Genomic DNA, 23,668 nt, shown 5'->3' on the forward strand with positions numbered 1-23,668 from the left:
GTGCCAACGAAAAGTTGGTGCCCCCTTTCTTTGTATATAGAGTTGTTATTATTTATTTTTCAAAGCCTCTGCCAGTAAATCTACCATATGGATTGCTCTCATAGACTCCTGAAGGCCTTCTCGTTCAATTCCAAGCTTCATTTGCAATAAACAACCCGGATTTGCCGTTACGATTGTTGTTGCCCCAGTGACCTTTGCTTGTGTCATCTTATGATCAAGTATTTGCATGGACATTTCCTGCTCTAGAATATTGTACGTCCCAGCTGAGCCACAGCACCGATCAGCTTCTTTCATTTCTATATAAGTTACGCCTTTAATGGATTTAAGTAATGCCCTTGGAGCAAATGCCGTTTTCATTACATTCCGTAAATGACAAGAATCTTGGTATGTCACAATTTGTGTAGACAGTTCCATAGGTGGTAACCCTACCTCCAATAAGACTTCTGAAATATCCTTTACCTTTTCGACAAAAGCCTCAGCCCGTTTACTCCACTCCGAATCACCATGTAGCAAATGATCATATTCCACCAATAGCGCGCCACAACCTCCCGCATTCGATATAATATAATCTACTTGTGCCTCTTCAAATGCTTTAATATTTGCTTTTGCCATTTCCTTCGCTTTCTCTTTCTCTCCACTATGTGCATGAAGTGCACCACAGCAATTTTGCGCTTTCGGTATATACACCTCGCATCCCGCTTTTTCCAATAAGAACAATGTAGAATCATTCGTTTCCATAAACAACGTATCCATCATACATCCAGAAAAGAAGGCTACCTTTTTCTTCACAGTTCCTTCTACCGGAATATAGGTTGGTCTATTTTTCATTTGACTAGGTGACGGTATCGTTGGTAATACTCGCTCCATGGCACTTAATTGTTTTCCAGCAATTCTTGTTAGTTTAGTCGTCCTAGCTATCTTTTGAATACCACTTCTCTGATAGAACCAAAGCAAACTACTAAACTTACGCATATTAGTTTGTTTCGGAAAAATTTGATCGAAGAGTAAGCTACGAAACATCTTTACAGGAACTGAATGTTTTTTCTCTTTTTGAAGTATAGATAAAGCTTCCTCTAGTAAACTCCCATATTTCACTCCAGAAGGACAGGCTGGCTCACAAGCACGACAACCTAGGCATAGACTTAACTGCTTTTCAAAGTCTTCATCTGGCTTCATTTTGCCATCAACCACTGCTTTCATTAAGGCAATTCTTCCTCTTGGTGATGCTGCCTCATTTCCACCTGTCTCCATATATGTGGGGCAGGATGGCAAACAGAAGCCACATCTCATGCAGTTAAGCAATTCATCATAATCCATTCTCTCTTGAAAATCTTTTACTATTTGATTAGTACGTGTATCATCAATCTTTGTCATTTCTGAACCACCACCCGAGCCTTATTTTCCTTTGCAAACATCTTTCCAGGGTTCATAATATTGTTAGGATCAAAGGTCTGTTTTATTGCCCTCATGGCACTAACGCCTTCGTTACCTAGTTTCCAAGCTAAATATGGTGCCTTCATGGTACCTACACCGTGTTCCCCTGTAATGGTTCCACCTAAATCAATGGCCTTATCAAAAATTTCTTCAAACGCCTTTTCCACACGTTCCATTTCTTCTTTATTACGAACATCCGTCATGCAGGTAGGATGAAGATTACCGTCTCCCGCATGACCAAATGTACAAATTTGTACATTATTTCTTATTGCTATTTCATCAATAGCACGAACCATTTCTGCAATTTTTGATCGAGGTACAGTGGCATCTTCGAGTATTGTGGTTGGTTTTAATCTTGCTAAGGCAGATAATGCGGACCGCCTTGCTGTAGTTAACGCTTCACTTTCTTCTGCTGTTTGCGCGACGTTAACGGATAACGCCCCCTCTTGTTTGCAGATCTCCTCGATTTTTTTTATATCCCGAATAACTACCTCAGCAGGACCATCCTGCTCTATTAATAAAATTGCACCAACATCCGTTGGTAAACCAATCATGGCATAATCCTCTACTACTTGAATGGTGGGCTGATCTAGAAACTCAAGTGTTGCTGGTATAATACGATTTGCAATTATTTTGGACACAGTTCGGCCTGCTGACTCTAAGGAATCATACATTGCTAGCATCGTTTTCTTTGTTTCTGGTAGTGGAATTAACTTTAACGTAGCTTCCGTAATGATTCCAAGCGTTCCTTCCGATCCAACCATAAGCCGAGTCAAGTCATAACCAGCCACATCCTTGGCAAGCTTCCCTCCTGTTCGGACCACATCTCCATTGGGCATAACAAACTGAAGTCCTAATACATAATCACGTGTAACTCCATACTTTAAGCCCCGCAATCCACCTGAACACTCGTTTATGTTTCCTCCAATCGTCGATATTTTCATTGAAGATGGATCAGGTGGATAAAATAGTCCTTTTTCTTCTACCGCTTGAATCATAGACAGAGTGATCAAACCGGGTTGTACCGTTACCGTCAAATTCTCTTCATCGATCTCTAGGAGTTTATTCATATGTGTGAAAAGCATAACGATACCACCTTCTAGTGGAGTAGTACCACCACACAAATTTGTAGCATTCCCTCTTGGAACAATCGGTATTTTATGTTCATTACAAATCTTTACAATTTGTGAAACATCCTGCGTATTTCTCGGTCTAATCGCAGCATCGGGCATAGCTTGGTAATTTGGTGTAGCATCATAAGAGTAAACTACTATATCTTGTTGAGAATCTAAGACATTGATTTCTCCTACAATCTCAACTAACTTTTTCCGAACCTCTTTCGTTAACATGTCATTTCCCCTCTCGAAAAGGTTTTCAATATTAATATTATCTTTAGTATAAAAAAAGAAAGCCTCCCCTTCTATGTATGATCATACAAATTACATAGCAGGGGAAGCTTTCTTTTTGTCTTATTATTCAACATCACTATCAAACATCTCTAAAGCCAAATAAAAACAAACCCTATGTTCTGTTTTCTTTAATGACATTCCTGTTATTTCATGAATCCTATTAAGGCGATAGTGAAGGGTATTAATATGAATATGCAGGTTGTCCGCTGTTTCTTTAATGGACCCATTACAATCCAAATAGGTTGAGATTGTTTCTAGTAACTCCTGATCAGTTTTGATTCTCCCAAGTACTCGTCTAACAAAGTTATTCTTTGTCATTGTAGATAACTCTGTTAATGCAATATCTAACGTTAGATCTTCATAATATACAACGATGTGCTTCTTCTTAGCTACCTGTATAGCTTTTCTTGCCTCTTGATATGTTTCGTGTAACTCATTTGGTTTTAATTTCTTCGTTCCTACTCCAACAAATACTTCCGTCTGCATTTTTTCTTTCATCGACTGTATACACTGCTGTAACATAAGTCTCAGTTTATCATCACTAGTCCAAGGATAATGAAGCAAAATAACAAAGCGACCGTTTCCCCAACGAATGACAAAATTTTGGTTATCTTCTTGAAAAAATAGCGATACATAATCCAGTACCTTTCTTTCTAGTACAGGATCATCTGCAACCTCCATATACAGACATTGACGAGGTAGGTCCATAGATATTCCAAGTATTTCTCCTCGTTCTATAAACCCTCTATCTGTTTCATGCAAATGTACCCACTCATATACAAAAGATTCCATACTACGATTTTTTGATTCTAATCGTTCTGACGAATAAGCTTCTTGGATAATTAATTCTGTCATTCGTTGAATAAGTTGACCAAACTGAATCACTTTAGATGGTTCACCAGTAATGCCAATTACTCCAACTACATGTTGATGAAAAAAAATAGGTAAGTTAATTCCAGCTTTTACACCTTTTAAGCGTGAAACGTCCTCTTCTGAGATGACATACATATCTTTTCTAGAAATTGCATAAGTTGCACCTTCATGATAACTTCCAACACGGGTTGCATCACTCGCAGCAATGATAATTCCCTCTTCATCAACAACAATGACTTCTTCCTTTACAACAGCAGTTACTTCCCTAACGATTCGGTGTGCTAGAGTAGAGAGCAGTCTCATATTACCTCCTACACAAATATCCCAACTGGCTGTCCATGTTGTATTTGTATGTCTTTATCAGAGTCATCCATTGTAGGAACTATCATACCTTTTTCAAATAGTAAAACAACGGTTGACCCGAAGGTAAAGTAAGCTAGTTCTTCTCCTTTGTTCACAGTTGTATCTAAATGGGAAGGTTGTACACTATTGACATTAAGTGCTCCTATTTTTACTACAGCAACTCTCTTACCGTTTTTCTCTACTTCCGTAATTAGTCGGTAATTCTTTGCTAATGGATAATCACCAAGCAGTAATCCCATTTGATTGACAGGTTCAGAATATTTTCCCAACGCATAACGTTTTACTACCTCACCACTTAAAGGACTATGGATACGATGATAGTCTCTTGGGCTTAAATAGAACAACATGTAAGTCCCACCAATGTATCTCTCAGACGTTTTCTCAAGCCCTAACATTGTAGATAACGAGTAATCTTTCCCTTTCACATGGAAAGTAGCTTGTTCTTCGATCACACCAAATTGTGAAAGGACGCCATCAACTGGACTTACGACACTTCTTTCGTTTTGATCAATAGGACGAACCCCCTCTTTTAACTCACGAATAAAATATTCATGTAAACTTCTATAATCAGCTATGTTCCCAACATGCTCTTCATGATTAATTTTGTATACATTAGCAAACGATTTAGTTAATTTCCCACTTATTCTAGAAGTAGCAAATCGTTTCAAAACATTTGTGTATAAAGGATTTTGAGTAAGTTCCACCATTGTTTTATATAGTTCTCTTTTCATAATGTACATCCTTTCTGTATTAAAAAAATAGTGATAGCCATTAGGCTATGATATAATTGGTATTTAAGTAAGGTCTTAACAGCAAGACCAAAATGAGGAGTGATATATGTTGATTCTTCAACAAATGGTTGATAATACCGTTAAAAAGCTCCGTACCCAAATCGCTAATTTATTTACAATCATTAATTTAGGTTTAGGTGGATTTGCCATTCTTTATGTTATTCAAGGTCAGCTTGGATTAAGTGTCACTTTCATTTGTTTGGCTGCTATTTTCGATCGATTTGACGGAATGGTTGCTAGAAAAATGAAAATCACTTCTGATCTTGGTAAACAACTGGACTCATTATGTGACCTTATTTCTTTCGGTGTCGCACCCGCCCTATTACTTTATCAGTCAACGTTAAATGAATTTGGATTTGCTGGTTCTATGTTTACTATTATTTTCATTGCTTGTGGTGCTATCCGTCTAGCCCGCTTTAATATTAGTGAACAGGAAGGCTTTTTTGTTGGATTACCAATTACAGCCGCTGGATGTATCCTTACAGTCAGTCATTTAATTAACGGGAGTATTGCCGAACCTGTCTTTATGTTTATTATTTTAACATTATCTATCCTTATGATAAGCAATTTCCGTATAAAAAAGGTATAATATTTACTAGCGTCTTCCATTATGATATGGAAGACGTTTTTACATATGGGAGGGTATAAAATGAAAGTAATTGTTTCCCACACGAACTTAGACTTTGACGGTATAGCTTCCATGATTGCAGCAAAGAAACTATATCCTCAAGCTGAGCTAGTTTTACCAAGCAAAATCAGTTCAGGTGTTCATCAATTTTTATCAATTTATAAGGACACATTTCGATTTAAAAGAAGTGGTGACATTTCATGGAGTCTTATCAGTGAAGTGATCATTGTTGATACAAATCAGCTTTCACGCTTAGGTGATATAAAGAACTACATAAAAGACGCCAAATTGACTATATACGATCACCACCCAGAACATCTAAATACTATAAAAGATGCAAAAAAATATATATCTTCCGTTGGAGCAACTATTACGATTATATCAGAACAACTTCAACAACATGGAATAACAATCACCCCTTTTGATGCTACTGTATTTGCGCTAGGTTTATACTCCGATACTGGAGCGTTCACATACGAGCAAACAACATCTAGAGACTTATTTATTGGTGGTTGGCTATTGGATAATGGCGCAAATTTGTCCGTGGTAGAACAATTTCGAGAAAGCTCTTTCTCCCCTAACGAACAGTCCTTGTTTTACACCTTATTAGAAAACAGTGAGTCCAATCTTGTAGATGATACAGAAATTGTTATAAGTTCTCACACTCAAGTGGACTATACAGGAAACTTGGCATACATAACACGTAAACTATTACATGCTTCAGGAGCAGATGCATTTTTTTCTATTGTTAAAATGGGAGACAAAGTATTTATTACAGCTCGTTCTTCGTCTGATAGAATAAATGTTTTACCAATCATAGAGAATTTAAATGGAGGTGGACATGAAAAAGCCGCTTCTGCCATGCAAAAATATATGGAAGTGGAGCTAATACTCGACAAAGTTAGGAATGAACTACCGGCCATCGTAAAACCAAATATAACAGCAGAAAATATCATGACAAGCCCCGTCCGTGTAGTGGCAAAAGATACAACGATTGAAGATGCGTCCAAAATGTTGTATCGATACGGGCACACCGGTTTTCCAGTAGTAGAAGAAAATAAAATAATTGGAGTAATATCTCGGAGAGACATTGATAAAGCATTACACCACGGATTCGGACATGCTCCTGTTAAAGGCTATATGAGTCGAAATGTAATTACAATAGAGAAAACAGCTAGTATTGATTTCATTCAAGATATGATGATAAAGAAGCAGGTTGGTCGCTTACCTGTAGTTAATAGAGAAGGCATTATTGGAATTGTGTCAAGGACAGACATCATTCAAGCAATGCATGGAAAAAAGCAGAAAGATCAATCTGGCTATACTAAGCATCCTAATAGAAAAAATATAAAAGAGTTAATGGAACAATTACTGCCTTCTGAGATAATTGATCTGTTCTCGTTTCTTGGAAAAGAAGCATCATCCTTAGGAATGAAAGCATATTTAATTGGGGGAATTGTACGTGATATTTTATTAAAGAAAAAAAACGAGGACATAGATATCGTTCTTGAAGGAGATGGAATCCGTTTTGCCTATCATTTACAAGAAAAAATCGGTGGTCATATCAGATCCCACGAAGAGTTTCAAACTGCTACGTGGAAGCATCCTTCTGGGTTAAAGGTAGATCTTACGAGTGCTAGAACTGAGTATTATGATTTTCCAGCAGCGTTACCAAAAGTAGAATTATCTACAATTAAAGAAGATCTTCTTCGTAGGGACTTTACCATCAATGCAATGGCCATCTGTATTCACCAAGAGGAATTTGGAGATTTGCTTGACTATTTTAATGGTTATGAAGACTTAAATAAGAAAAAAATAAACATTTTATATAATTTGAGCTTTGTAGAGGATCCCACACGAATTTTACGTGCTATTCGATTTGAAAATCGGTTCGACTTTTTTATGGATAAACAAACCCAATCCTTTGCAAAGGAAGCAGCAAACAATCTTATTTCCGTTTCAAAGCAAAGAATTTCTAATGAATTATCTAGATTATTCTTTGAAGAAAACCCAGTTAAAGCAATAGATCGAATACTTCAACTAGGGATACTTCCATTTTTAATAAAACAAAGCGAGTCAGACTTTCTTATTCGCACAAAAACGGAACAATTATATTCCGCTATCTTTAAAATGAAAAAAGAAGGAATTCCTATATCGAATTCAATCTGGATTATATATCTTAGTTTCGTTACCTCCATGAATGAAACAAGTTCTTGGACTGAAGTTTTATCTTATTGTTTTAAAAAAGAAGAACAAAAATTAATAAAAGACTTTCAATTATTGTGTGCTTCAGATCCCTTAAGAAATGTAACAGATAATAAACTAAGTAATTATCATCAACTATTTTCAGAAATAGGCATCGATGCTTTACTGGCATACTTTTCTGTATCACCTGAAAAATTAGCTCTAAAAGGTCAATATTATATAATCAAAAGAGAAAAACTTACAAGAAAGATTGACGGTACCTTGTTAAAAAGTTATGGTGTAATCCCAGGTCCTCTCTTTAAGGAAATATTATTATATAGCGAACAATTACAATTGGATAATCCAGAGTATAATGTTGATCAGTTAATGGAAAAAGTTTTACTGTTTTATGAACATATTAAAAAAGATAAGTAACTACTTATCAAAAAAATCAATTAATTTGGAGGTAATCAATAAAGAAAAGTCACGATACCTCCTTTTTCTTTGACAAGGAGTTAATAATTCAATACGATGAACATATACATTGTGATTAGAAGAATCAAATACTCCGTTAATAGATTTTGTTAAGTCTATTATAACTTGTATAGTACTTTTTCAGTGGGTTCACCAAAAATTAAGGAGGTCAATGTAATGAATCATCATTCAGAAGAATTCCTCTTTGTTGATTACAACGGAAACGAATTAAGTGAAAAACAGATTACTATTTTACGAGCTGCCATTGATGTAATAGCAGAAAAAGGGTACAGCTCAAGTAGAACAAGTGAAATCGCAAAAAAAGCAGGTGTTTCAGAAGGTACACTGTTCCGTTATTTCTCTAATAAAAAGGAAATAATGCTTGCTTTATTACCCCTCATAATTCACCATTTCTTTAAACCAATAATACAACAATCGCTCGCCAGACTACAGGATGACAAAAAGCGTACCCTACATCATGAACTCACACTCCTATTTAACCAAAGACTTACACTTATTGACCAAAATGAAAAATTACTTAAAATAATTGCTTTAGAATCTATCTATCATCCAGAAATTAAACTATCTGTACAAAAATTTATGGATGAAACCATTTTTCCATCTTTAGAAAAGTTTATAGAACAACAAAAAGAGTTCCATAAACTTAGAAAAGTAGATACAAAAACAATTACTCGGACTATCTTAAGTTTATTAATAGGTTATCTTCTATTATCTAACTACTTCCCGCAATTATATGTACGAAATGATAACACCGAAGTAGAAAAAATGGTAGACATCTTATTAGACGGAATAAAAAAATAAACACTATATCGTAGAAACTCGATAGTTCCTCTAGGAAAGGGAGCAGACTTGAGCGAATGGATTATCAACCTACAAAGTGAGTATTACTAGATAGTCTCATACACGTATTTTCATGGGAGACTATTGAAAAATTTTTATAATTCCTATAATTTCAGTTTCATTGATGGCATCTATTTGTACTTTGATCATGCTGCATTCACCCCTTGTTCCCTATGTACAATAATGATTACAATACCAATGATACCCATGAATAATTACTAATTTTTTCAAATTAAAACTTTTTTAATATCACAAATTATACCAAAAGTACTATATCTAACGACCTCTTTTTGCAACATGTAACAGATTTATGTTATTTTTAATTGAACCATCTAACATATTGTTGAAAGGGTGTTATACATGAGTGTACATATTGGTGCAAAAAAAGGGGATATAGCAGAATCTATCTTGTTACCTGGGGATCCATTACGAGCAAAATACATCGCAGACACATTTTTAAAGGATGTGTCTTGCTATAATGAAGTACGAGGAATGCTTGGTTACACTGGAACGTATAATGGAAAACGAATTTCTGTTCAAGGCACTGGGATGGGGGTTCCATCTATATCTATTTATACCCATGAGCTTATCAATGAATATGGAGTTAAAAACTTAATACGTGTAGGAACGTGTGGGGCTTTACAAAGAGATGTAAAAGTGCGAGATGTTATTATCGCCATGAGTGCGTCAACAGATTCCGGGGCAAATAAACTTCATTTTAAAGGATTAGATTTCGCTCCAACAGCAAGCTTTCCTTTACTAAAAAAAGCATTCGATGGAGCTACAGAGAAGGGTATGAATGTTAATGTAGGAAGTGTATATACAAGCGACATTTTTTACAATGACAACAAAGATATCGTTAATCTTCTTGCTAACCATCAAGTGCTTGCGGTGGAAATGGAAACATCTGCACTATATACTATCGCATCTCGATTTGGGGTTGACGCACTTTCGGTTCTCACTGTGAGTGATCATCTCCTTACTGGAGAGGAAACAAGTTCACAAGAACGACAGGAAACCTTTAATGAAATGGTGGAAGTTGCTTTAAGTGCAGCAACAGAATAACGGAAAAGAGAGGGTGTATAATTCAGCATTATACCCCTCTTTTTTTATGATATTTCCCTAACAAATAAACTTTTCTTTATAAGCATACTAAATCCTAAGCCAACAATACTAAGTAACGTATAGACTATTGCATAAACTAACATAAAGTTATCAAACGATACATTTTGGAAGAACAGCATAACGAAAAAACTAAGACAAAAAATAATTGCAGGTGTAATTATGTAGTTATAAGTCAGTCGAGAAAATAAATATCCGATAACAAATCCTAAAGCCAAAAATAACATAGGGTTAAATAGAAATAACATCTGATAAGTAGTCACACTACATCCCCCCTCCTATATATATAGACGTAGTGGACAGCAAAAAAGTTTCCAGTTTTTATATTTATAACAGAATATTTTTACTATTAAAATATTTTAGCAATATTTAATACTTATCATTTTATGTTTATTATACTGGTTTCCGAAAGGCACCCCACGCAGAAAAATACGTTTGAATTTTTCAAGGAGACTCTCACTTTCCGGATTGATCAACATTGTCCTTTAACAAAGCCATTATATTAAATAAAAGATAAACCCTGATATTGTTGACATAGTAATGACTGAAACAACAAAAGCTATTACTAATTGTTTTTGAAAAATAGATTTTAAAAGAACCAATTCTGGTAAGCTTGCACCTGCAGAACTAATCATCATCGCCATAACAGGACCAACAGCCATTCCATTTACAATTAAAACCTGAGATATAGGTATCATACTAGATAATCGAACGTAAAGAGGTATTCCTACTACTGCAGCTATTGGTATTAACCACCATGCGTCTCCACCAAAATGTGCACTAATAAAATCTGCTGGTACAACACCATGGATTACTGCTCCGATTGCAGCTCCTATTATTAAGTAGGGATATACGGACTTCATTAACGACCACGTCTCTGAAAAAACATTTTTCCAAGAAAATCCAGAATCTGAACGTTCATATCCCTTTACTATTACTTGTTTAACAGATTTTTCAAAACCAAATCTTTCTAAAGCTAAACCAATTAGTAACGATAGAGTTGATGTGATAATAATATAATAGAGTGTCACTTTCCATCCCATAATCACAGTCATAATCGTTAATATGGTTGGATCTAGTACTGGTGAAGCAAATAGAAATACCATCACTATACCAAATCTTATTTTATTTCTTAATAAATTAACAATTACAGGAATTGTGGAGCACGAACAAAAAGGAGTAATAAATGCAAAGCTCAAAGCTATGAAACTACCAATAATTGGGTTAGTATCCTTCAGTTTTTTCTCTACTTTTTCATAGGGTATGTACGCTTGAATTATGTTTAATAAAATTGATACACCTACAAATAATATCGTTAAATGCATTGCAATACTAATAAAGCTTCTTATTGTTTCCATCTATCTTCCTTCTTTCTTCTACATCAATTTTTTTTGATATATTTGTTTTAAAACTATCCAGCAAATGATTATTTTGCTGGACGAAATAAACAACATAGCTCATCTGAAAGTAAATGATCGATCACTTCATTATTAATCTGATAATAATTCCATGTTCCCTTCTTCTCTTTCACTATGATATCCGCATCTAATAAAATCTTTAAATGGTACGATAATTTTGACTGTTGTAACTCTAACATGTCACTTAAATCGCAAACACACGTGGATCCTTCCTTACACAATATGGATAACAAGTGTAACCTTTTCTCGTCAGCTAATGCTTTAAAACGTTTCTCGTAATATGAAAAATCAGCTGTGTTACTAGTGACTAAAGGTATCGTTAGCTTCATTTCAGCACCTCTTACATCAATTTATTTTGATCTTATGTTTATAATACTCTCACTCATCTCAAAACGCAAGTAATAAATCAACATTTTTTGATTTTCAAGAATAAAGTAGGTGTGTCAATTTTTTTTGACACACCACCATATCTATTATTCAGTTTTATATGCATTTTTTTGTTCTCGATAAAACTCATGAAACAATTTCATCAATGCTCTTTTTTCAATTCTTGAAACATAGCTTCTTGAAATACCAAGTTCTTTTGCAATTTCTCGTTGTGTCCTTTCTTTCTTAAGATCTAATCCAAATCTTCCAACAACTACTTCTTTCTCTCTCTCATCTAATATGTGAATGTACTTGTAAATTTGTTTTTTCTCCATACTTAATTGGATTTGTTCTACTACATCTTCCGTTTCCGCTTGAAGAACGTCGATAAGACTAATTTCATTTCCTTCCTTATCCTGACCAATTGGATCATGTAAAGAGACGTCTTTTCTTACCTTCTTTAAAGCTCGTAAATGCATAAGTATTTCGTTCTCGATACATCTCGCTGCATACGTGGCGAGTTTTGTTCCTTTACCAGGAGAATAACTTTCAATGGCTTTAATCAACCCAATTGTACCGATGGATATTAAATCCTCGTTTTCTTCTCGAGTATTTTCAAACTTCTTTACAATATGTGCCACTAATCGCAAATTGTGTTCAATAAGGAGGTTCCTCGCTTCCTCGTCTCCTTCATGCATTTTTTGAATATACTCTTTTTCTTCCTTTGCATTTAACGGTTGTGGAAATGCATTGTTTTTTACAAAGGAAACAAAAACAAATAATTCTTTCACAAAATGTGTAATCGCTGCAAGTAGACTGGACATGCACACACCTCCGTTTGGGCATTGTACCTAATTTATATGCAAGGTGTAGGTCGTCTGTGTCTGTCTACATTTATTCTTTTCGAATATTTTTTATTGAGTTTAATAAATTGATAATTAGGGAATATTTGATGTTTCATTTTAAAAATCTGACGGAGAATCTATTTTCCAGGTAAACTTCCATGCAAGTAAGAGAATTGCACGATGACGGATGAAAATACGTTATGAAGCTTATTAGTTAATTTAACTTTATATGGAATCTCGAATGCCCCCGTAACTCCACTGGGAAGCAGATCAGAAGCAAGCGTTTGCCAGATCCCCACAGGACAGTGAGTTGGCTGAAGCGAATGTAATACAATCCAACAAAGTTAGTAATACTTTATGATATGAGTATTCTTGATCACGCGTATTTTCTGGATAACCTACATAAAAACCCCTATTAAGGAAATATTAACTTTAATAATATCCAAGGAGTGATTGTTTTGACAAATAATAAAAGCCCATTAGATTATGATCGTTACGCTACAGCACACCTTAGCCCTGACTTACTTCAACGTATTTCATCATTAGAGGAGGACCTTCGAAATGCTACAGAAAAAGAAATTGTACTAATAGCCTATGAAGAAAGTGAACACAATGCTACTTAATGTGTTAGAACATAAAAACAAAACGGTGTTTTTTTTACATTTTGATAAACGTATTGACAATTTATATAACAAAGAGTAAATTACCAATATGAATAATTATATGAATAAAAAACCTTTTTGTCGCTTAGTCCTATTGGAACGGAGGAACCGAATCTGACGAAACTATTCGTCTTGGGGTCAATCACAATGTGAAGGGGTACTCTCATCCCCTAACCCGACAGCTAACTTCGTAAGCGTTGCAGAGAGAAAGGTCTGTTTTTAGACCCTTCTTAGGAATGGTCTTTTTTTTTCATGCATAAGGGAGATGACACCGTGAGTAATAGAAAGCAATTTGTAGTAATTGGATTAGGGCGATTTGGTGGCAGTATTTGTAAAGAGCTTGTAAAAATTGGACATGAAGTACTTGTGATGGACAAGGATGAGCAACAAATACAAGAGTTTTCCAACATTGCTACACATGCCGTTGTGGCAAACTCAACAGATGAAAGTACTCTTCGATCATTAGGTGTTCGTAATTTTGATTTTGTCGTTGTAGCTATAGGTGATAACATACAAGAAAGTATTTTAACTACACTGCTCTTAAAAGAAATGGGATTGAAGAATATTTGGGTAAAAGCAAAAAATGATTACCATCATAAAGTTTTAGAGAAAATTGGAGCAGACCATATTATTCATCCAGAAAAAGATATGGGAAGAAGAATTGCTCAACAGATGTCCGATGAAAAAGTAATTGATTTTATTGAATTATCTGATGAATATAGCATTGTAGAATTATTTGCTACTCCAAAACTTGAAACTAAAAGTCTGATCGATTTAGATATTCGTGCACGTTATGGAGTTACAATTTTAGCGGTAAAGAATAAAGAGAACATAGATATTTCACCGGAGCCAACATATGTAATTGAAAGAGGAGACTTGCTAATTGTAATTGGACATAACAAAGATATCAAACGATTTGAAGATCAAGCAATGTAACTCTTTTTCAAGTCGTATGTTACGTATCATTTAAAGAAAAGGCTCTGTTAAACGTAGATGTTGATTTTCGCTACAGGTTGCTCGTTTTCCTAGGGCGAACCGCAACTCTCCTCCCAATTCCGCCTAAATACTTGGCCACGTCCTGTGGGCAACGGCGTCATGTCGCCATCCAGGCTCCATCCTCAAGGAGTCTCGCACCTTTCATAAGAATCAACATTATCCTTTAACATAGCCAAAGAAAAAGCACTGAAAGTATACATTACTTTTTCAGTGCTTTTTTCACTAAATATCTTTTTACTTCCCTAGTCGTTTATATGCATTTACACCCATTTTTGTACGTGAGAAAATGACAGTAAGAATGAACGGAACTACAATTGCGACTATCATTGAAATGGCAAATACAAACATGTGTTGAACCTGTATGGAGAGAATACCCGGTATACCTCCAACTCCAATAGAATTTGCCATAACGTTACTACCTACTGAGATTATTGCAGCTGTCATTGATCCTAACATTGCCGCTAAAAATGGGAATCCATATTTTAAGTTAATACCAAACATCGCTGGTTCCGTTACACCAAGGTAACATGAAATTGCAGCTGGTACTGAAACTTGCTTTTCTTTTTCATCTTTTCTATTTAAGTAAATCATGGCTACAACCGCTGACCCTTGTGCAATATTAGAAAGTGCAATCATTGGCCATAAGTTTGTTCCACCAAATTCACTCATTAACTGAAGATCAATAGCATTTGTCATATGATGCAAACCTGTAATAACGAGTGGTGCATATGCAAAACCGAAAATAGCTGCAAATAGCCAACCAAAAGCAGAAGTTAAGCTAGTGTATACTACATCTGATATTGCAGAACCAATCGTCCATCCAATCGGTCCTAATACGACATGTGCAATCAACACTGCTGGTACTAATGCAAACAATGGAACGAATATCATAGAAACAACACTTGGAATCACTTTACGTAATCGTAGCTCCAAGAATGATAATACAAATCCTGCTAAGATAGCTGGAATAACCTGAGCTTGATAACCTATCATTTCAACAGTAGTAAACCCGAAATCCCATACTGGAATTTCTTCTGCTCCAGGGACACCATATGCATTAAGTAATTGTGGTGATACGAGTGTTATACCTAAGACGATTCCAAGTATTTGAGTTGTACCCATCTTCCTTGCAATAGCCCATGTAATTCCAACAGGTAAGAAGTGGAATATCGCTTCCCCTATTAACCATAAAAACGAATTCACACCCGCCCAGAATTGAGAGATCTCAACAAGAGTTTGAGTTCCTTCGTTAAACATCTGTATTTCACCAATTACATTTCTAAAACCTAAAATAAGACCACCAACAACAAGCGCTGGAATTAACGGTGTAAAGATATCAGCCAAATGTCCTATTAGACGTTGAAGGAAATTCATATTTTTCTTTGCAGCTTCTTTTGCTTCATCCTTGGATGAATCCCCCACTCCTGCTATTTTTACAAATTCATTGTAAAAGGTAGCAACTTCATTCCCAATAATTACTTGAAACTGACCTGCTTGTGTGAATGTTCCCTTAACAATATCTAGAGATTCTACTGCCTTTAGATCTGCTTTTTTTGGATCTATCAAAACAAATCTCATTCTTGTTGCACAGTGAGTTACGGCAGATATGTTTTCACTTCCGCCAATTCTCTCAAGCAATTCTTTTGCTTCAGTTGTGTAGTTACTCATTATTATTCCCCCTTTAATCCACTCTTTGCTATACTTACATCTATCACAGACAAGCAAAACATAGAAAATTCCACACCTTGTATATACAAGTTTTTGTTTACGCTTTCAGTATAACTTGTATATACATGTTAGTCAACAAGGGTGTAAAATTAGTGTTAAGTTTATTTTCATTTAAATCTTTTAATATTTGGCTCTTTTACACATTGATCTTGGTTTTTACTCAATGTTGCTGGCTTGCCCAAGGAATCTCGCCCTTCCGTAAAAATCAACATGGATCAAATATCATTGTCCTTTAACATAGCCAAATATTAAATTCTTTAGGTGTAGAATATAAACAAATAAACTGAATACATATTAAATAGTGAACATGCTCCTAAATTATGTGTGACAAATTAATGAACATCTATAGTGTTAGACATTTTTCAACACAATAAGCAAGAAGTTTCCGTTAATATAATGAAAAAGTCTAACATTTAATTGAAATATTTTAAGAAGACTTTTCATTTCTACCAATGATTCCTTATGACAGTACATAATTTGAACCGAAATTCAAAATTTATGTAATAACTTAATAAAATGGAGGAATGGAAAAATGGACCCATTATATGTATTAAAGTTATTAAATCAAATAAAGATTAAAAAAGATGAAATGTATGTAATGGCCCAAAAATATGGTTTAAATGATGAAAGAGTCGTGGTTTGTAGCCAAGACTTAGATTCCCTTTTAAATAAATATCAAGGTATTGACGAGGCTTATAGAAATAGAGGCAAGGAAGTTTCGTAGGCGTTTGATTTCATTTTTTCTACGTACAGTGTTTTAATATAATATGAACGACTAACAGCGTTACTGAACACTGTTTTTTTCTATAGAAAGGTATCTTTATACAAGAGCCATTATATTACTCGGTAGTCTGATGTATTTGATAAATTAGAAGTGGCTCACGTTTTCATGATCGAAGTGGCTCAATGTTATGAGCAAAAACATTAGATAAGGTAACCATCCATTGAGCAACGTTTTTTCGGTAGACTACAAACAAAAATACCTCTAATATTTTCTCATCCCAGAGAGGTTAAAGAAAAAATTAAAGGTATATTAATTATTAGTTATAAAGACATTAGTGTCAATTAATTACCCGCTGAGATAATTCTTCCTTAATATCTTGTTGATATTTTTTTATTCTCTTATCGTTAATTTTCACTTCTTTTCCATTAAAATAATTCATCACATTAGTTCGATGTAAATAAACCATAAATAGTGTAAATATCGCAAATACAATCATTAATACTTGCTCACCTATAAATACGGAATGGACTAATAGTGCAATTCCAATGGACAATGATCCAAGAAACACATATTTTGTAATAAATACTACAAGGAAAAATGTGGTGTATCCAGTTAAAAACATTACTGGACTAGAACTTAATAGTACCCCAGCAGTTGGAGCTACCGCCTTACCACCACGAAAACCAGCAAATATTGGAAAACAATGCCCCAAGATTACTGCAACTCCAACAAGAATTGTATTTACTTCTGTGTTTAAAAGAGTTGGTAGTGAAGTAGCTAAAACACCTTTACTAACGTCACCAAGTAAAACCAATACGCCTGCTTTTTTCCCTAATACAAGAGCACTATTGGAAGCACCTAAATTTCCGCTACCAAAATCCCTCACATCAGCCCCATATTTGAATTTGCCTACAATTAAAGCAAATGGAATAGAACCTATTAAATACGCTAATATAACAATATATAAGGTTGCCAGTTTAATCACTCCTCCCCATCCTGTAATTAAACATGATAAATTCATTATATAGTAAATGTAACGTCTACGAACTATTTATTTATTTCTTAAGTATAAAAAATAATGGTAAATAGTAATATTATATTTGTATTATTACTCTATTTTATTTTGTTCTCTAGGACTTTTCTTTTTTCAAAACCAATTAATAACAAACCTGACATGATGATGATTGCTCCTAAAATTTGTGCAAACATAATTGGTTCATTGAAGAACATTGCACCTGCTATAGCTGCTGCAGCAGGAACTACATAACGGTAAAAGTTAGCCTTCGTTGCACCCACTTTATTCATCGAAAAGTTCCAAACAATAAAAGCCACTAAAGTACAAAGGATAACATTATAAAAAATGGCAATCCAAATAGGGAATGAAAGATTTGACCAAGCAACATCACTCCAACCATTAAACGTAAAAGGAAACAAAAATGCTGTTCCAAAAAAAATAAACCATGTAGTTACTTTTAGTGCTGAATATTTTTTCATTAACGGCATGCAAGCTAAATTATATATTGCTCCTATAAGGCTTATAGACAATGCTAACATATTTCCAAGCATATATTGAGAGGATAAATCAACCCCCTCATCACCGCCTGTAATGATAAGAGCTACACCTACAAATGCTATTGCTCCTCCTACAACTACTTTTCTCGTTAACTTTTCTTTTGTGAACAGTGGTGCAAACAAGGCTGCAAAAATAGGCCATGGAGCAACATTTAATAAAGAGGCATTCGCTAAAGTCGTGTATTTAATAGAATACATAACTAATAATTCTAGTATTGTTACTCCAAAAAATCCGATAACTGCAAATTTTAAGATATCACGTTTTTCCACCATTATGCTTCCTTCTAACTTATAGAGCAGCATAAATAAAAGAGGAATCGCAAGTCCAAACCGCAAAAACACAAAAACTTCAGCTGTAAAAACTTCCATTGCCCATCGAGAAATACCAAAATTAGCTCCCCAGATGATGGAAACTAGTATTAGACCTAAATAGTAAGGATAATTCGATTTCATAATGGATACCTCTGTTTCGTAAAATCGCCACTTTACTAACATACTTCAACTATTTCAGAAGTACAACGTTTTTTTATCGTTTAAGTGCGAAGACACCCTCTTCAAACTTTGTGCAGGGCAAAGCTAAAAATTAGGAGAGGATGTATCTATACATAAAACCCAAAAGATTGTAAATAATACTTCACCAAAATCTAGGAAAAGACAAACGACGATTTATAGGAATTTCCAGTTTTGTTTTGTTATATAAAACCTGTAAAACTCATCAGCAGGTATTGGAGGACTAAATAAGAAACCTTGACCTTCTATACAACGCGTTCCTAAAAATTGAAGCTGTTCCTTCGTTTCAATTCCCTCAACAATAATGTCTAAATTTAAGTTAGTAGCTAATGCAAAAATCGATTCTACTATGGCTGCATCTTTAGTATTATTGGCAATTTCTGAGATAAAGGAACGATCTATTTTCAATTTATTAATAGGTAGGTATTTTAAATAGCTTAAAGATGAATATCCTGTTCCAAAATCATCTAGTGAAGTATAAACCCCTACCTGCTTTAAGCTATTTAAAACTGTAATTGTTTTTTCTTTATCAGTCATTAAGGTACTTTCGGTCATTTCTAACGTTAAATGATGAGGATCAAGCTTTGACTCCAACAAAAGCTGCATAACAGTAGTGACTAACTCTTTATTATAAAATTGCCTTGAAGATATATTCACACTTATTGTAATCGAAGATAAACCTTCTTCTCTCCAAGCAGCCAATTGCTGACATGCTTCCCGCAAGACCCAATCATCAATCGAAAAAATGAGACCTGTTTCCTCAGCAAGAGGAATAAACTGTGCCGGTGAAATAATCCCCTTTGATGGGTGGTTCCAACGAATCAGTGCCTCCACTCCTGTTATTTCTAATGTCTGTATATTTATTTTAGGCTGATAATAAAGTATAAATTGATTTTCTTTGATTGCAATTTCTAATTCCTTATGAAGTTGTTTTTTTGAAAGAGTCTTTTCGTATAAGTCCGTTGTATATAATTGAAAGTTATTTTTCCCTTCGTTTTTTGCGCTGTACATCGCCAAATCTGCCTGTTTCAATAATTCATCTGGATTTTTCCCATGTGTTGGGTAAAGACTTATCCCAATGCTTGCGGTAATTTGAAATTGTAGTTTCTCAATTTGAAATGAATGCGAGAAAATTTGTAAAAGTGCTTGAGCAATTTGTTCCACATCGTTTTCATTCTCTAACTCACTATAAATAAAAGCAAACTCATCCCCTGAAACACGAGATATAAAACATTGATTTGGATAAAAAGCTTTTAATTTACCTGCTATTACATGGAGTAATAAATCACCATAGTAATGCCCCATTACATCATTTATATCTTTAAAATTATCTAAATCTAGGAATAAAATGGCAAGTTTCCCCTTATTCCTCTTTGCTTTTTCTATGTTTAAGCAAAGTTGTTCCATGAAGACTCTTCGATTTGGTAATTGTGTTAATGGATCATTATCAGCTAAATATTTTATTGTTTCTTCTGCTTCTTTCCTAGCAGTTATATCTAGTAATGTTCCTTGATAATGAGTGATATTACCCGATTTATCTCTAAGAATGATGGTCCGGTCATCAATCCATTTAACAGACCCGTCCTTTGTAATTATACGGTATTCTTGACTAAAACTATCAATTCCATTACTAGAATAATACATAACTTCTTCTTCTACACGTTTCATATCATTTGGATAAATAATGGATGCAAATAGAATTTTTCCTGCTATAAAATCATGGGGCTTATAACCAAAGATAGAAACATTATTCGTAACATACTCTAAAGGCCACCCTTCTGTGGCCTTCCATCTCATTAGAACAACTGGACTATTTTCTACTACTGTATTTGATAAATATAAAATATCTTCGGTTTGCTTTTTTGTAATAATTAAGGCAGCCAGTTTAGAGTACATTTCCATAATTTCTAACTCTGATTTGGTGGGCTTCCTTTTTTCATCACAATAAAAAGCTATTGTACCTAACAATTCATTCGTAGAGGAAAGAAGAGGCATGGACCAGCATGCCTGAATAGCATATTTATTAACTAAATAACTATAATTTTCCCATAGTGAATGTACAGATGCATCCTCTACAACCACGGTTTTTTTTAAAAATGCTGCAGTACCACAACAACCTGCATTAGCACCTATTTTAAACCCGTCTAGTTCTTTTAAATATTCCACTTGGAGCTTAGGGCCTATTCCATTCACTAGTCTTTCTTTATTTTCATCTACTAGAAAGATAGAGGATTTACTATTTGGTAATACATAATCAATAGTATGTATTAACTCTCGAAGAACTTTCTCTAGTGGTAAGTTATCCATAGAGATCATCTCAATAATTTTACTTTGAACTTTAAAAATGGAAAAGAGATTTGATTGGTTCTCCATATTGGCCCCCTGATTTCACACTGTCTTTTAACCCTTTTTTTAACCTTGTTACTCTTTCTACATTTTCTCTTAAAAAACCTTTGCATTCAACATTTTTTTCACTTTGATTTTCTCCGAAACAACAGAAACACACTATAGATAAACAGATTAAGCTTCCGTAAAACCAACATATCACAAATATCAACATTGTTCTTTAACATAGCCTATAATAAAAAGTAAGCAAGGAATGTTCCGATTGTGCCAAACACAAGTGTAAACGGCATATTCTTTCCTGTAATTCTATATGGATTTTGCCCAGTATTCATGGAAGTCATTGTTACTGTGACCCCATATGTTGCAACACTAGCCGTAGAAAGTGCTCCAATTATTAATGCAATCCCAATACCAAGTGGGTTCATTACTTCATACAAAGGAGTAACAATTTCTATTAATATTCCAATGGTGGCTATAGGATGAATACCTAACAGACTGAAGAAAAGATACGTAAATTGAATAACAAATAACATGAACAGAGGGTATTTTGTTGCTGCCATAAAAGGACTCTGTAATGTTTCTAACAAAGGCGAAGCACTTAAGCTATTTGAGAAGAAAGCTAAAGAAACAAACAGAACGAAAAAGTTTTGCATAGCATTGGTGCGTATTTTCCACGTTTTCCAACCAATAGCGAGAAAACTTCGCCAGCGCTTCATAACAAAAGCCCAAATGCATGCAAAAGGAAAGATAACTAGCGTAACGGATAAAATAAAGTTTAACCCAATACCATTGCTTAAAATAACGACAATGGTAAGGAAAACAGCAAGCGCTACAAATAATAGAAAAATATTTTTCAATATTTCTTTCATAGAAAGTGTCTTAACAGCCATATTAGATGGTGTCTCATAAGGTATGGACTTGTACTTATACCTTCCCCACGTCGTGTCCAATACAATCATGATCGTAGTAAATAAAACTAGCCATGGTAAGAACGTTAAGTAACTAACTCCAGTAGCGTCAACAGTTATTGCAACGAGAACCTCCATTGGACTCCAAACAAGAGCCATACTAAAGGCTCGAAGCGTTGTTTGAGCAATGTATGTATCTCTTAAGTTCTTAGTATAATTTGTTAAACTTCTCAGTAAAACACCTTGTGATAAATTGATTGCAGACAAGCTAATAAAGGAAATCAATGTGAAGGAAGTTAGTGTAGAACGCACATACAGCTTCCCTAGGTTAGATACATTCATTTTCATCAAATCATTAATCCGACGGTCAAATCTCCCAGCTCTAACCACACTATTCATCCATGGTAATACAGCTAATAAAGCAAGTAGACCTAAATTACCAGTTATAAATCGAAAAGTTTCATAAAATGGAAGACCACTTTGTAAGAATAAAATAAGTCCTACCAATAAAAAAATAGAGCCTAAGGTTTTAAATAATAAGGTGGCTCCAAGAAATGAAAGGATGAGTATTGGAATGGTGATGATCCCATTTATGTATATAAAGACTTCACTGCCTATGAATATATTAATGATAGTTAGTAACAGGATAAAAGCGTATATTATATACAAATACCTGTTTAGCAAGTTAGTCATGTCGCATTCTTCCTTTTTACAATAGTAATCACTGCGATGGGTCTAGCTTATTGTAACATATTGCTGTTTTTTGATTCATGAACTATTTGTAAACATTATACTAGTAAATTACAAATTCATAAAAGATAAGTAGCAACCTCAAGAACATAATTATAATCAATCCTACAGAAATAATAAAAAGAACGGAAGTAAACTTCTCCAATAATTCAAACATGAGCATTCGAAGCTGAAATTTACCATTTTCTCCTGTTAATCTTTGCAAAAAGGTTTCTCTTGGCAAGTGTAATTCTCTTTTTAATTTCTCGTAATCTCTTTCAATCAGATAACAAAATTCTTCATAAGAAGTATCATTTTTTTTATTATGATAGAAAAAGTTATTTCTAAAACTCTTATATGCCTGTAAGCAAGTTGGATTAAATAACTCATAATACTTATCAGCAAGGGTATTAACTAGTCTTATAACTTTAATCCCTGTTTCATGACTTAGCTCTTTATAAAGGTAAGGCTCTATCTCTTTATAGATAGGCAAATAAACATTGTATAACATATTGTTAGCGACCATCTTTTTATTTTTCCTAGACAGTAGTGTTTTCCCAGTAAAAAAAAGAATTGCTGCAGGAATAATGATAATAATAATTTCCTTATAGGTAAGAACGAAATTCATAATTATATTCACCCGTCTTTCTCTCTCTTAAATGGTATAGAAAAAAGCCATATTCATTCTTATGAATATGGCTTTCTTCCTAGAAATATAATATGTT

General features: G+C 34.3%; 21 protein-coding genes and 1 riboswitch. Of the genes, 7 read left to right on the plus strand and 14 right to left on the minus strand.

The window, feature by feature from the left end:
• Window positions 1-48: 48 nt before the first annotated feature.
• The 4 genes from ACERII_RS16060 to ACERII_RS16075 form a co-directional block, all read right to left on the minus strand.
• Window positions 49-1,374, minus strand: coding sequence for a (Fe-S)-binding protein (locus ACERII_RS16060; RefSeq protein WP_373643713.1), 1,326 nt, complete (start codon window positions 1,372-1,374; stop codon window positions 49-51).
• Window positions 1,371-2,783, minus strand: coding sequence for a glycolate oxidase subunit GlcD (gene glcD, locus ACERII_RS16065; RefSeq protein WP_373643715.1), 1,413 nt, complete (start codon window positions 2,781-2,783; stop codon window positions 1,371-1,373). The genes ACERII_RS16060 and glcD overlap by 4 nt, the downstream gene beginning before the upstream one ends.
• Before the next feature lie 123 nt (window positions 2,784-2,906).
• Complete coding sequence (locus tag ACERII_RS16070) at window positions 2,907-4,019, minus strand: CdaR family transcriptional regulator (protein ID WP_373643716.1); 1,113 nt, start codon at window positions 4,017-4,019, stop codon at window positions 2,907-2,909.
• An 8-nt stretch (window positions 4,020-4,027) separates the two neighbouring features.
• Window positions 4,028-4,810: a phosphatidylserine decarboxylase gene (locus tag ACERII_RS16075; RefSeq protein ID WP_373643717.1), complete on the minus strand. Its 783-nt coding sequence runs from the start codon at window positions 4,808-4,810 to the stop codon at window positions 4,028-4,030.
• A gap of 106 nt (window positions 4,811-4,916) precedes the next feature.
• Here ACERII_RS16075 and pssA point away from each other — a divergent pair, with 106 nt between their 5' ends.
• From pssA to deoD, 4 genes are all read left to right on the plus strand, one after another.
• On the plus strand, window positions 4,917-5,459 hold the full coding sequence (gene pssA / locus ACERII_RS16080; RefSeq protein WP_373643719.1) for a CDP-diacylglycerol--serine O-phosphatidyltransferase: 543 nt from the start codon (window positions 4,917-4,919) through the stop codon (window positions 5,457-5,459).
• 60 nt (window positions 5,460-5,519) lie between these two features.
• A complete protein-coding gene (locus ACERII_RS16085; protein WP_373643721.1) occupies window positions 5,520-8,117 on the plus strand; it encodes a CBS domain-containing protein in 2,598 nt (865 codons plus the stop codon).
• Between the two features lie 216 nt (window positions 8,118-8,333).
• The gene (locus ACERII_RS16090) at window positions 8,334-8,978 is read left to right on the plus strand and encodes a TetR/AcrR family transcriptional regulator (RefSeq protein WP_373643723.1); all 645 of its coding nucleotides are present in this window, start codon (window positions 8,334-8,336) and stop codon (window positions 8,976-8,978) included.
• 399 nt (window positions 8,979-9,377) lie between these two features.
• Window positions 9,378-10,082: a purine-nucleoside phosphorylase gene (gene deoD / locus ACERII_RS16095; protein ID WP_373643724.1), complete on the plus strand. Its 705-nt coding sequence runs from the start codon at window positions 9,378-9,380 to the stop codon at window positions 10,080-10,082.
• A 44-nt stretch (window positions 10,083-10,126) separates the two neighbouring features.
• Here deoD and ACERII_RS16100 read toward each other — a convergent pair whose 3' ends face one another.
• From ACERII_RS16100 to sigK, 4 genes are all read right to left on the minus strand, one after another.
• Window positions 10,127-10,402 carry a hypothetical protein gene (locus tag ACERII_RS16100; protein ID WP_373643725.1) on the minus strand — a complete coding sequence of 92 codons (276 nt, stop codon included), beginning with the start codon at window positions 10,400-10,402 and terminating at the stop codon, window positions 10,127-10,129.
• Between the two features lie 234 nt (window positions 10,403-10,636).
• Window positions 10,637-11,497 (minus strand): permease, encoded by an 861-nt coding sequence (locus ACERII_RS16105; RefSeq protein ID WP_373643727.1) that lies wholly within the window; start codon window positions 11,495-11,497, stop codon window positions 10,637-10,639.
• Window positions 11,498-11,565: 68 nt separating this feature from the next.
• Window positions 11,566-11,886, minus strand: coding sequence for an ArsR/SmtB family transcription factor (locus ACERII_RS16110; RefSeq protein WP_373643728.1), 321 nt, complete (start codon window positions 11,884-11,886; stop codon window positions 11,566-11,568).
• 144 nt (window positions 11,887-12,030) lie between these two features.
• The gene (gene sigK, locus ACERII_RS16115) at window positions 12,031-12,747 is read right to left on the minus strand and encodes an RNA polymerase sporulation sigma factor SigK (protein ID WP_373643729.1); all 717 of its coding nucleotides are present in this window, start codon (window positions 12,745-12,747) and stop codon (window positions 12,031-12,033) included.
• A 479-nt stretch (window positions 12,748-13,226) separates the two neighbouring features.
• Between sigK and ACERII_RS16120 the strand changes: the two genes are divergently transcribed.
• Complete coding sequence (locus tag ACERII_RS16120) at window positions 13,227-13,391, plus strand: hypothetical protein (protein WP_373643730.1); 165 nt, start codon at window positions 13,227-13,229, stop codon at window positions 13,389-13,391.
• 111 nt (window positions 13,392-13,502) lie between these two features.
• Window positions 13,503-13,642, plus strand: a riboswitch (cyclic di-AMP (ydaO/yuaA leader).
• A gap of 40 nt (window positions 13,643-13,682) precedes the next feature.
• Window positions 13,683-14,366, plus strand: coding sequence for a potassium channel family protein (locus tag ACERII_RS16125; RefSeq protein ID WP_373643731.1), 684 nt, complete (start codon window positions 13,683-13,685; stop codon window positions 14,364-14,366).
• A 294-nt stretch (window positions 14,367-14,660) separates the two neighbouring features.
• Here the strand turns inward: ACERII_RS16125 and treP are convergent, their stop codons facing one another.
• A complete protein-coding gene (gene treP / locus ACERII_RS16130) occupies window positions 14,661-16,094 on the minus strand; it encodes a PTS system trehalose-specific EIIBC component (RefSeq protein WP_373643732.1) in 1,434 nt (477 codons plus the stop codon).
• 592 nt (window positions 16,095-16,686) lie between these two features.
• Between treP and ACERII_RS16135 the strand changes: the two genes are divergently transcribed.
• Window positions 16,687-16,878, plus strand: a complete 192-nt coding sequence (locus ACERII_RS16135) for an aspartyl-phosphate phosphatase Spo0E family protein (protein ID WP_373643733.1) — start codon at window positions 16,687-16,689, stop codon at window positions 16,876-16,878.
• Between the two features lie 337 nt (window positions 16,879-17,215).
• Here the strand turns inward: ACERII_RS16135 and plsY are convergent, their stop codons facing one another.
• The 5 genes from plsY to ACERII_RS16160 form a co-directional block, all read right to left on the minus strand.
• Window positions 17,216-17,863: a glycerol-3-phosphate 1-O-acyltransferase PlsY gene (gene plsY / locus ACERII_RS16140; RefSeq protein WP_373643734.1), complete on the minus strand. Its 648-nt coding sequence runs from the start codon at window positions 17,861-17,863 to the stop codon at window positions 17,216-17,218.
• A gap of 128 nt (window positions 17,864-17,991) precedes the next feature.
• A complete protein-coding gene (locus ACERII_RS16145) occupies window positions 17,992-18,903 on the minus strand; it encodes a DMT family transporter (RefSeq protein WP_373643735.1) in 912 nt (303 codons plus the stop codon).
• A gap of 213 nt (window positions 18,904-19,116) precedes the next feature.
• A complete protein-coding gene (locus tag ACERII_RS16150) occupies window positions 19,117-21,333 on the minus strand; it encodes a sensor domain-containing phosphodiesterase (RefSeq protein WP_373643736.1) in 2,217 nt (738 codons plus the stop codon).
• A gap of 203 nt (window positions 21,334-21,536) precedes the next feature.
• A complete protein-coding gene (locus tag ACERII_RS16155) occupies window positions 21,537-22,907 on the minus strand; it encodes a hypothetical protein (RefSeq protein WP_373643738.1) in 1,371 nt (456 codons plus the stop codon).
• 100 nt (window positions 22,908-23,007) lie between these two features.
• On the minus strand, window positions 23,008-23,571 hold the full coding sequence (locus tag ACERII_RS16160) for a hypothetical protein (RefSeq protein WP_373643740.1): 564 nt from the start codon (window positions 23,569-23,571) through the stop codon (window positions 23,008-23,010).
• Window positions 23,572-23,668: the final 97 nt, after the last annotated feature.

Source organism: Evansella sp. AB-rgal1, from assembly GCF_041820985.1.
In the GTDB taxonomy this organism is placed as follows: Bacteria; Bacillota; Bacilli; order Bacillales; family Salisediminibacteriaceae; genus Evansella.

Bases quoted from the DNA above. Each gene is read 5' to 3' on its own strand.
- ACERII_RS16145 (WP_373643735.1), bottom strand. From the start codon at position 18,903: ATGAAATCGAATTATCCTTACTATTTAGGTCTAATACTAGTTTCCATC.
- ACERII_RS16125 (WP_373643731.1), top strand. From the start codon at position 13,683: ATGCATAAGGGAGATGACACCGTGAGTAATAGAAAGCAATTTGTAGTA.
- deoD (WP_373643724.1), top strand. From the start codon at position 9,378: ATGAGTGTACATATTGGTGCAAAAAAAGGGGATATAGCAGAATCTATC.
- ACERII_RS16160 (WP_373643740.1), bottom strand. From the start codon at position 23,571: ATGAATTTCGTTCTTACCTATAAGGAAATTATTATTATCATTATTCCT.
- ACERII_RS16060 (WP_373643713.1), bottom strand. From the start codon at position 1,374: ATGACAAAGATTGATGATACACGTACTAATCAAATAGTAAAAGATTTT.
- ACERII_RS16110 (WP_373643728.1), bottom strand. From the start codon at position 11,886: ATGAAGCTAACGATACCTTTAGTCACTAGTAACACAGCTGATTTTTCA.
- ACERII_RS16135 (WP_373643733.1), top strand. From the start codon at position 16,687: ATGGACCCATTATATGTATTAAAGTTATTAAATCAAATAAAGATTAAA.
- treP (WP_373643732.1), bottom strand. From the start codon at position 16,094: ATGAGTAACTACACAACTGAAGCAAAAGAATTGCTTGAGAGAATTGGC.
- ACERII_RS16070 (WP_373643716.1), bottom strand. From the start codon at position 4,019: ATGAGACTGCTCTCTACTCTAGCACACCGAATCGTTAGGGAAGTAACT.
- ACERII_RS16155 (WP_373643738.1), bottom strand. From the start codon at position 22,907: ATGACTAACTTGCTAAACAGGTATTTGTATATAATATACGCTTTTATC.
- sigK (WP_373643729.1), bottom strand. From the start codon at position 12,747: ATGTCCAGTCTACTTGCAGCGATTACACATTTTGTGAAAGAATTATTT.
- glcD (WP_373643715.1), bottom strand. From the start codon at position 2,783: ATGTTAACGAAAGAGGTTCGGAAAAAGTTAGTTGAGATTGTAGGAGAA.
- ACERII_RS16075 (WP_373643717.1), bottom strand. From the start codon at position 4,810: ATGAAAAGAGAACTATATAAAACAATGGTGGAACTTACTCAAAATCCT.
- pssA (WP_373643719.1), top strand. From the start codon at position 4,917: ATGTTGATTCTTCAACAAATGGTTGATAATACCGTTAAAAAGCTCCGT.
- ACERII_RS16085 (WP_373643721.1), top strand. From the start codon at position 5,520: ATGAAAGTAATTGTTTCCCACACGAACTTAGACTTTGACGGTATAGCT.
- ACERII_RS16090 (WP_373643723.1), top strand. From the start codon at position 8,334: ATGAATCATCATTCAGAAGAATTCCTCTTTGTTGATTACAACGGAAAC.
- ACERII_RS16150 (WP_373643736.1), bottom strand. From the start codon at position 21,333: ATGGAGAACCAATCAAATCTCTTTTCCATTTTTAAAGTTCAAAGTAAA.
- ACERII_RS16105 (WP_373643727.1), bottom strand. From the start codon at position 11,497: ATGGAAACAATAAGAAGCTTTATTAGTATTGCAATGCATTTAACGATA.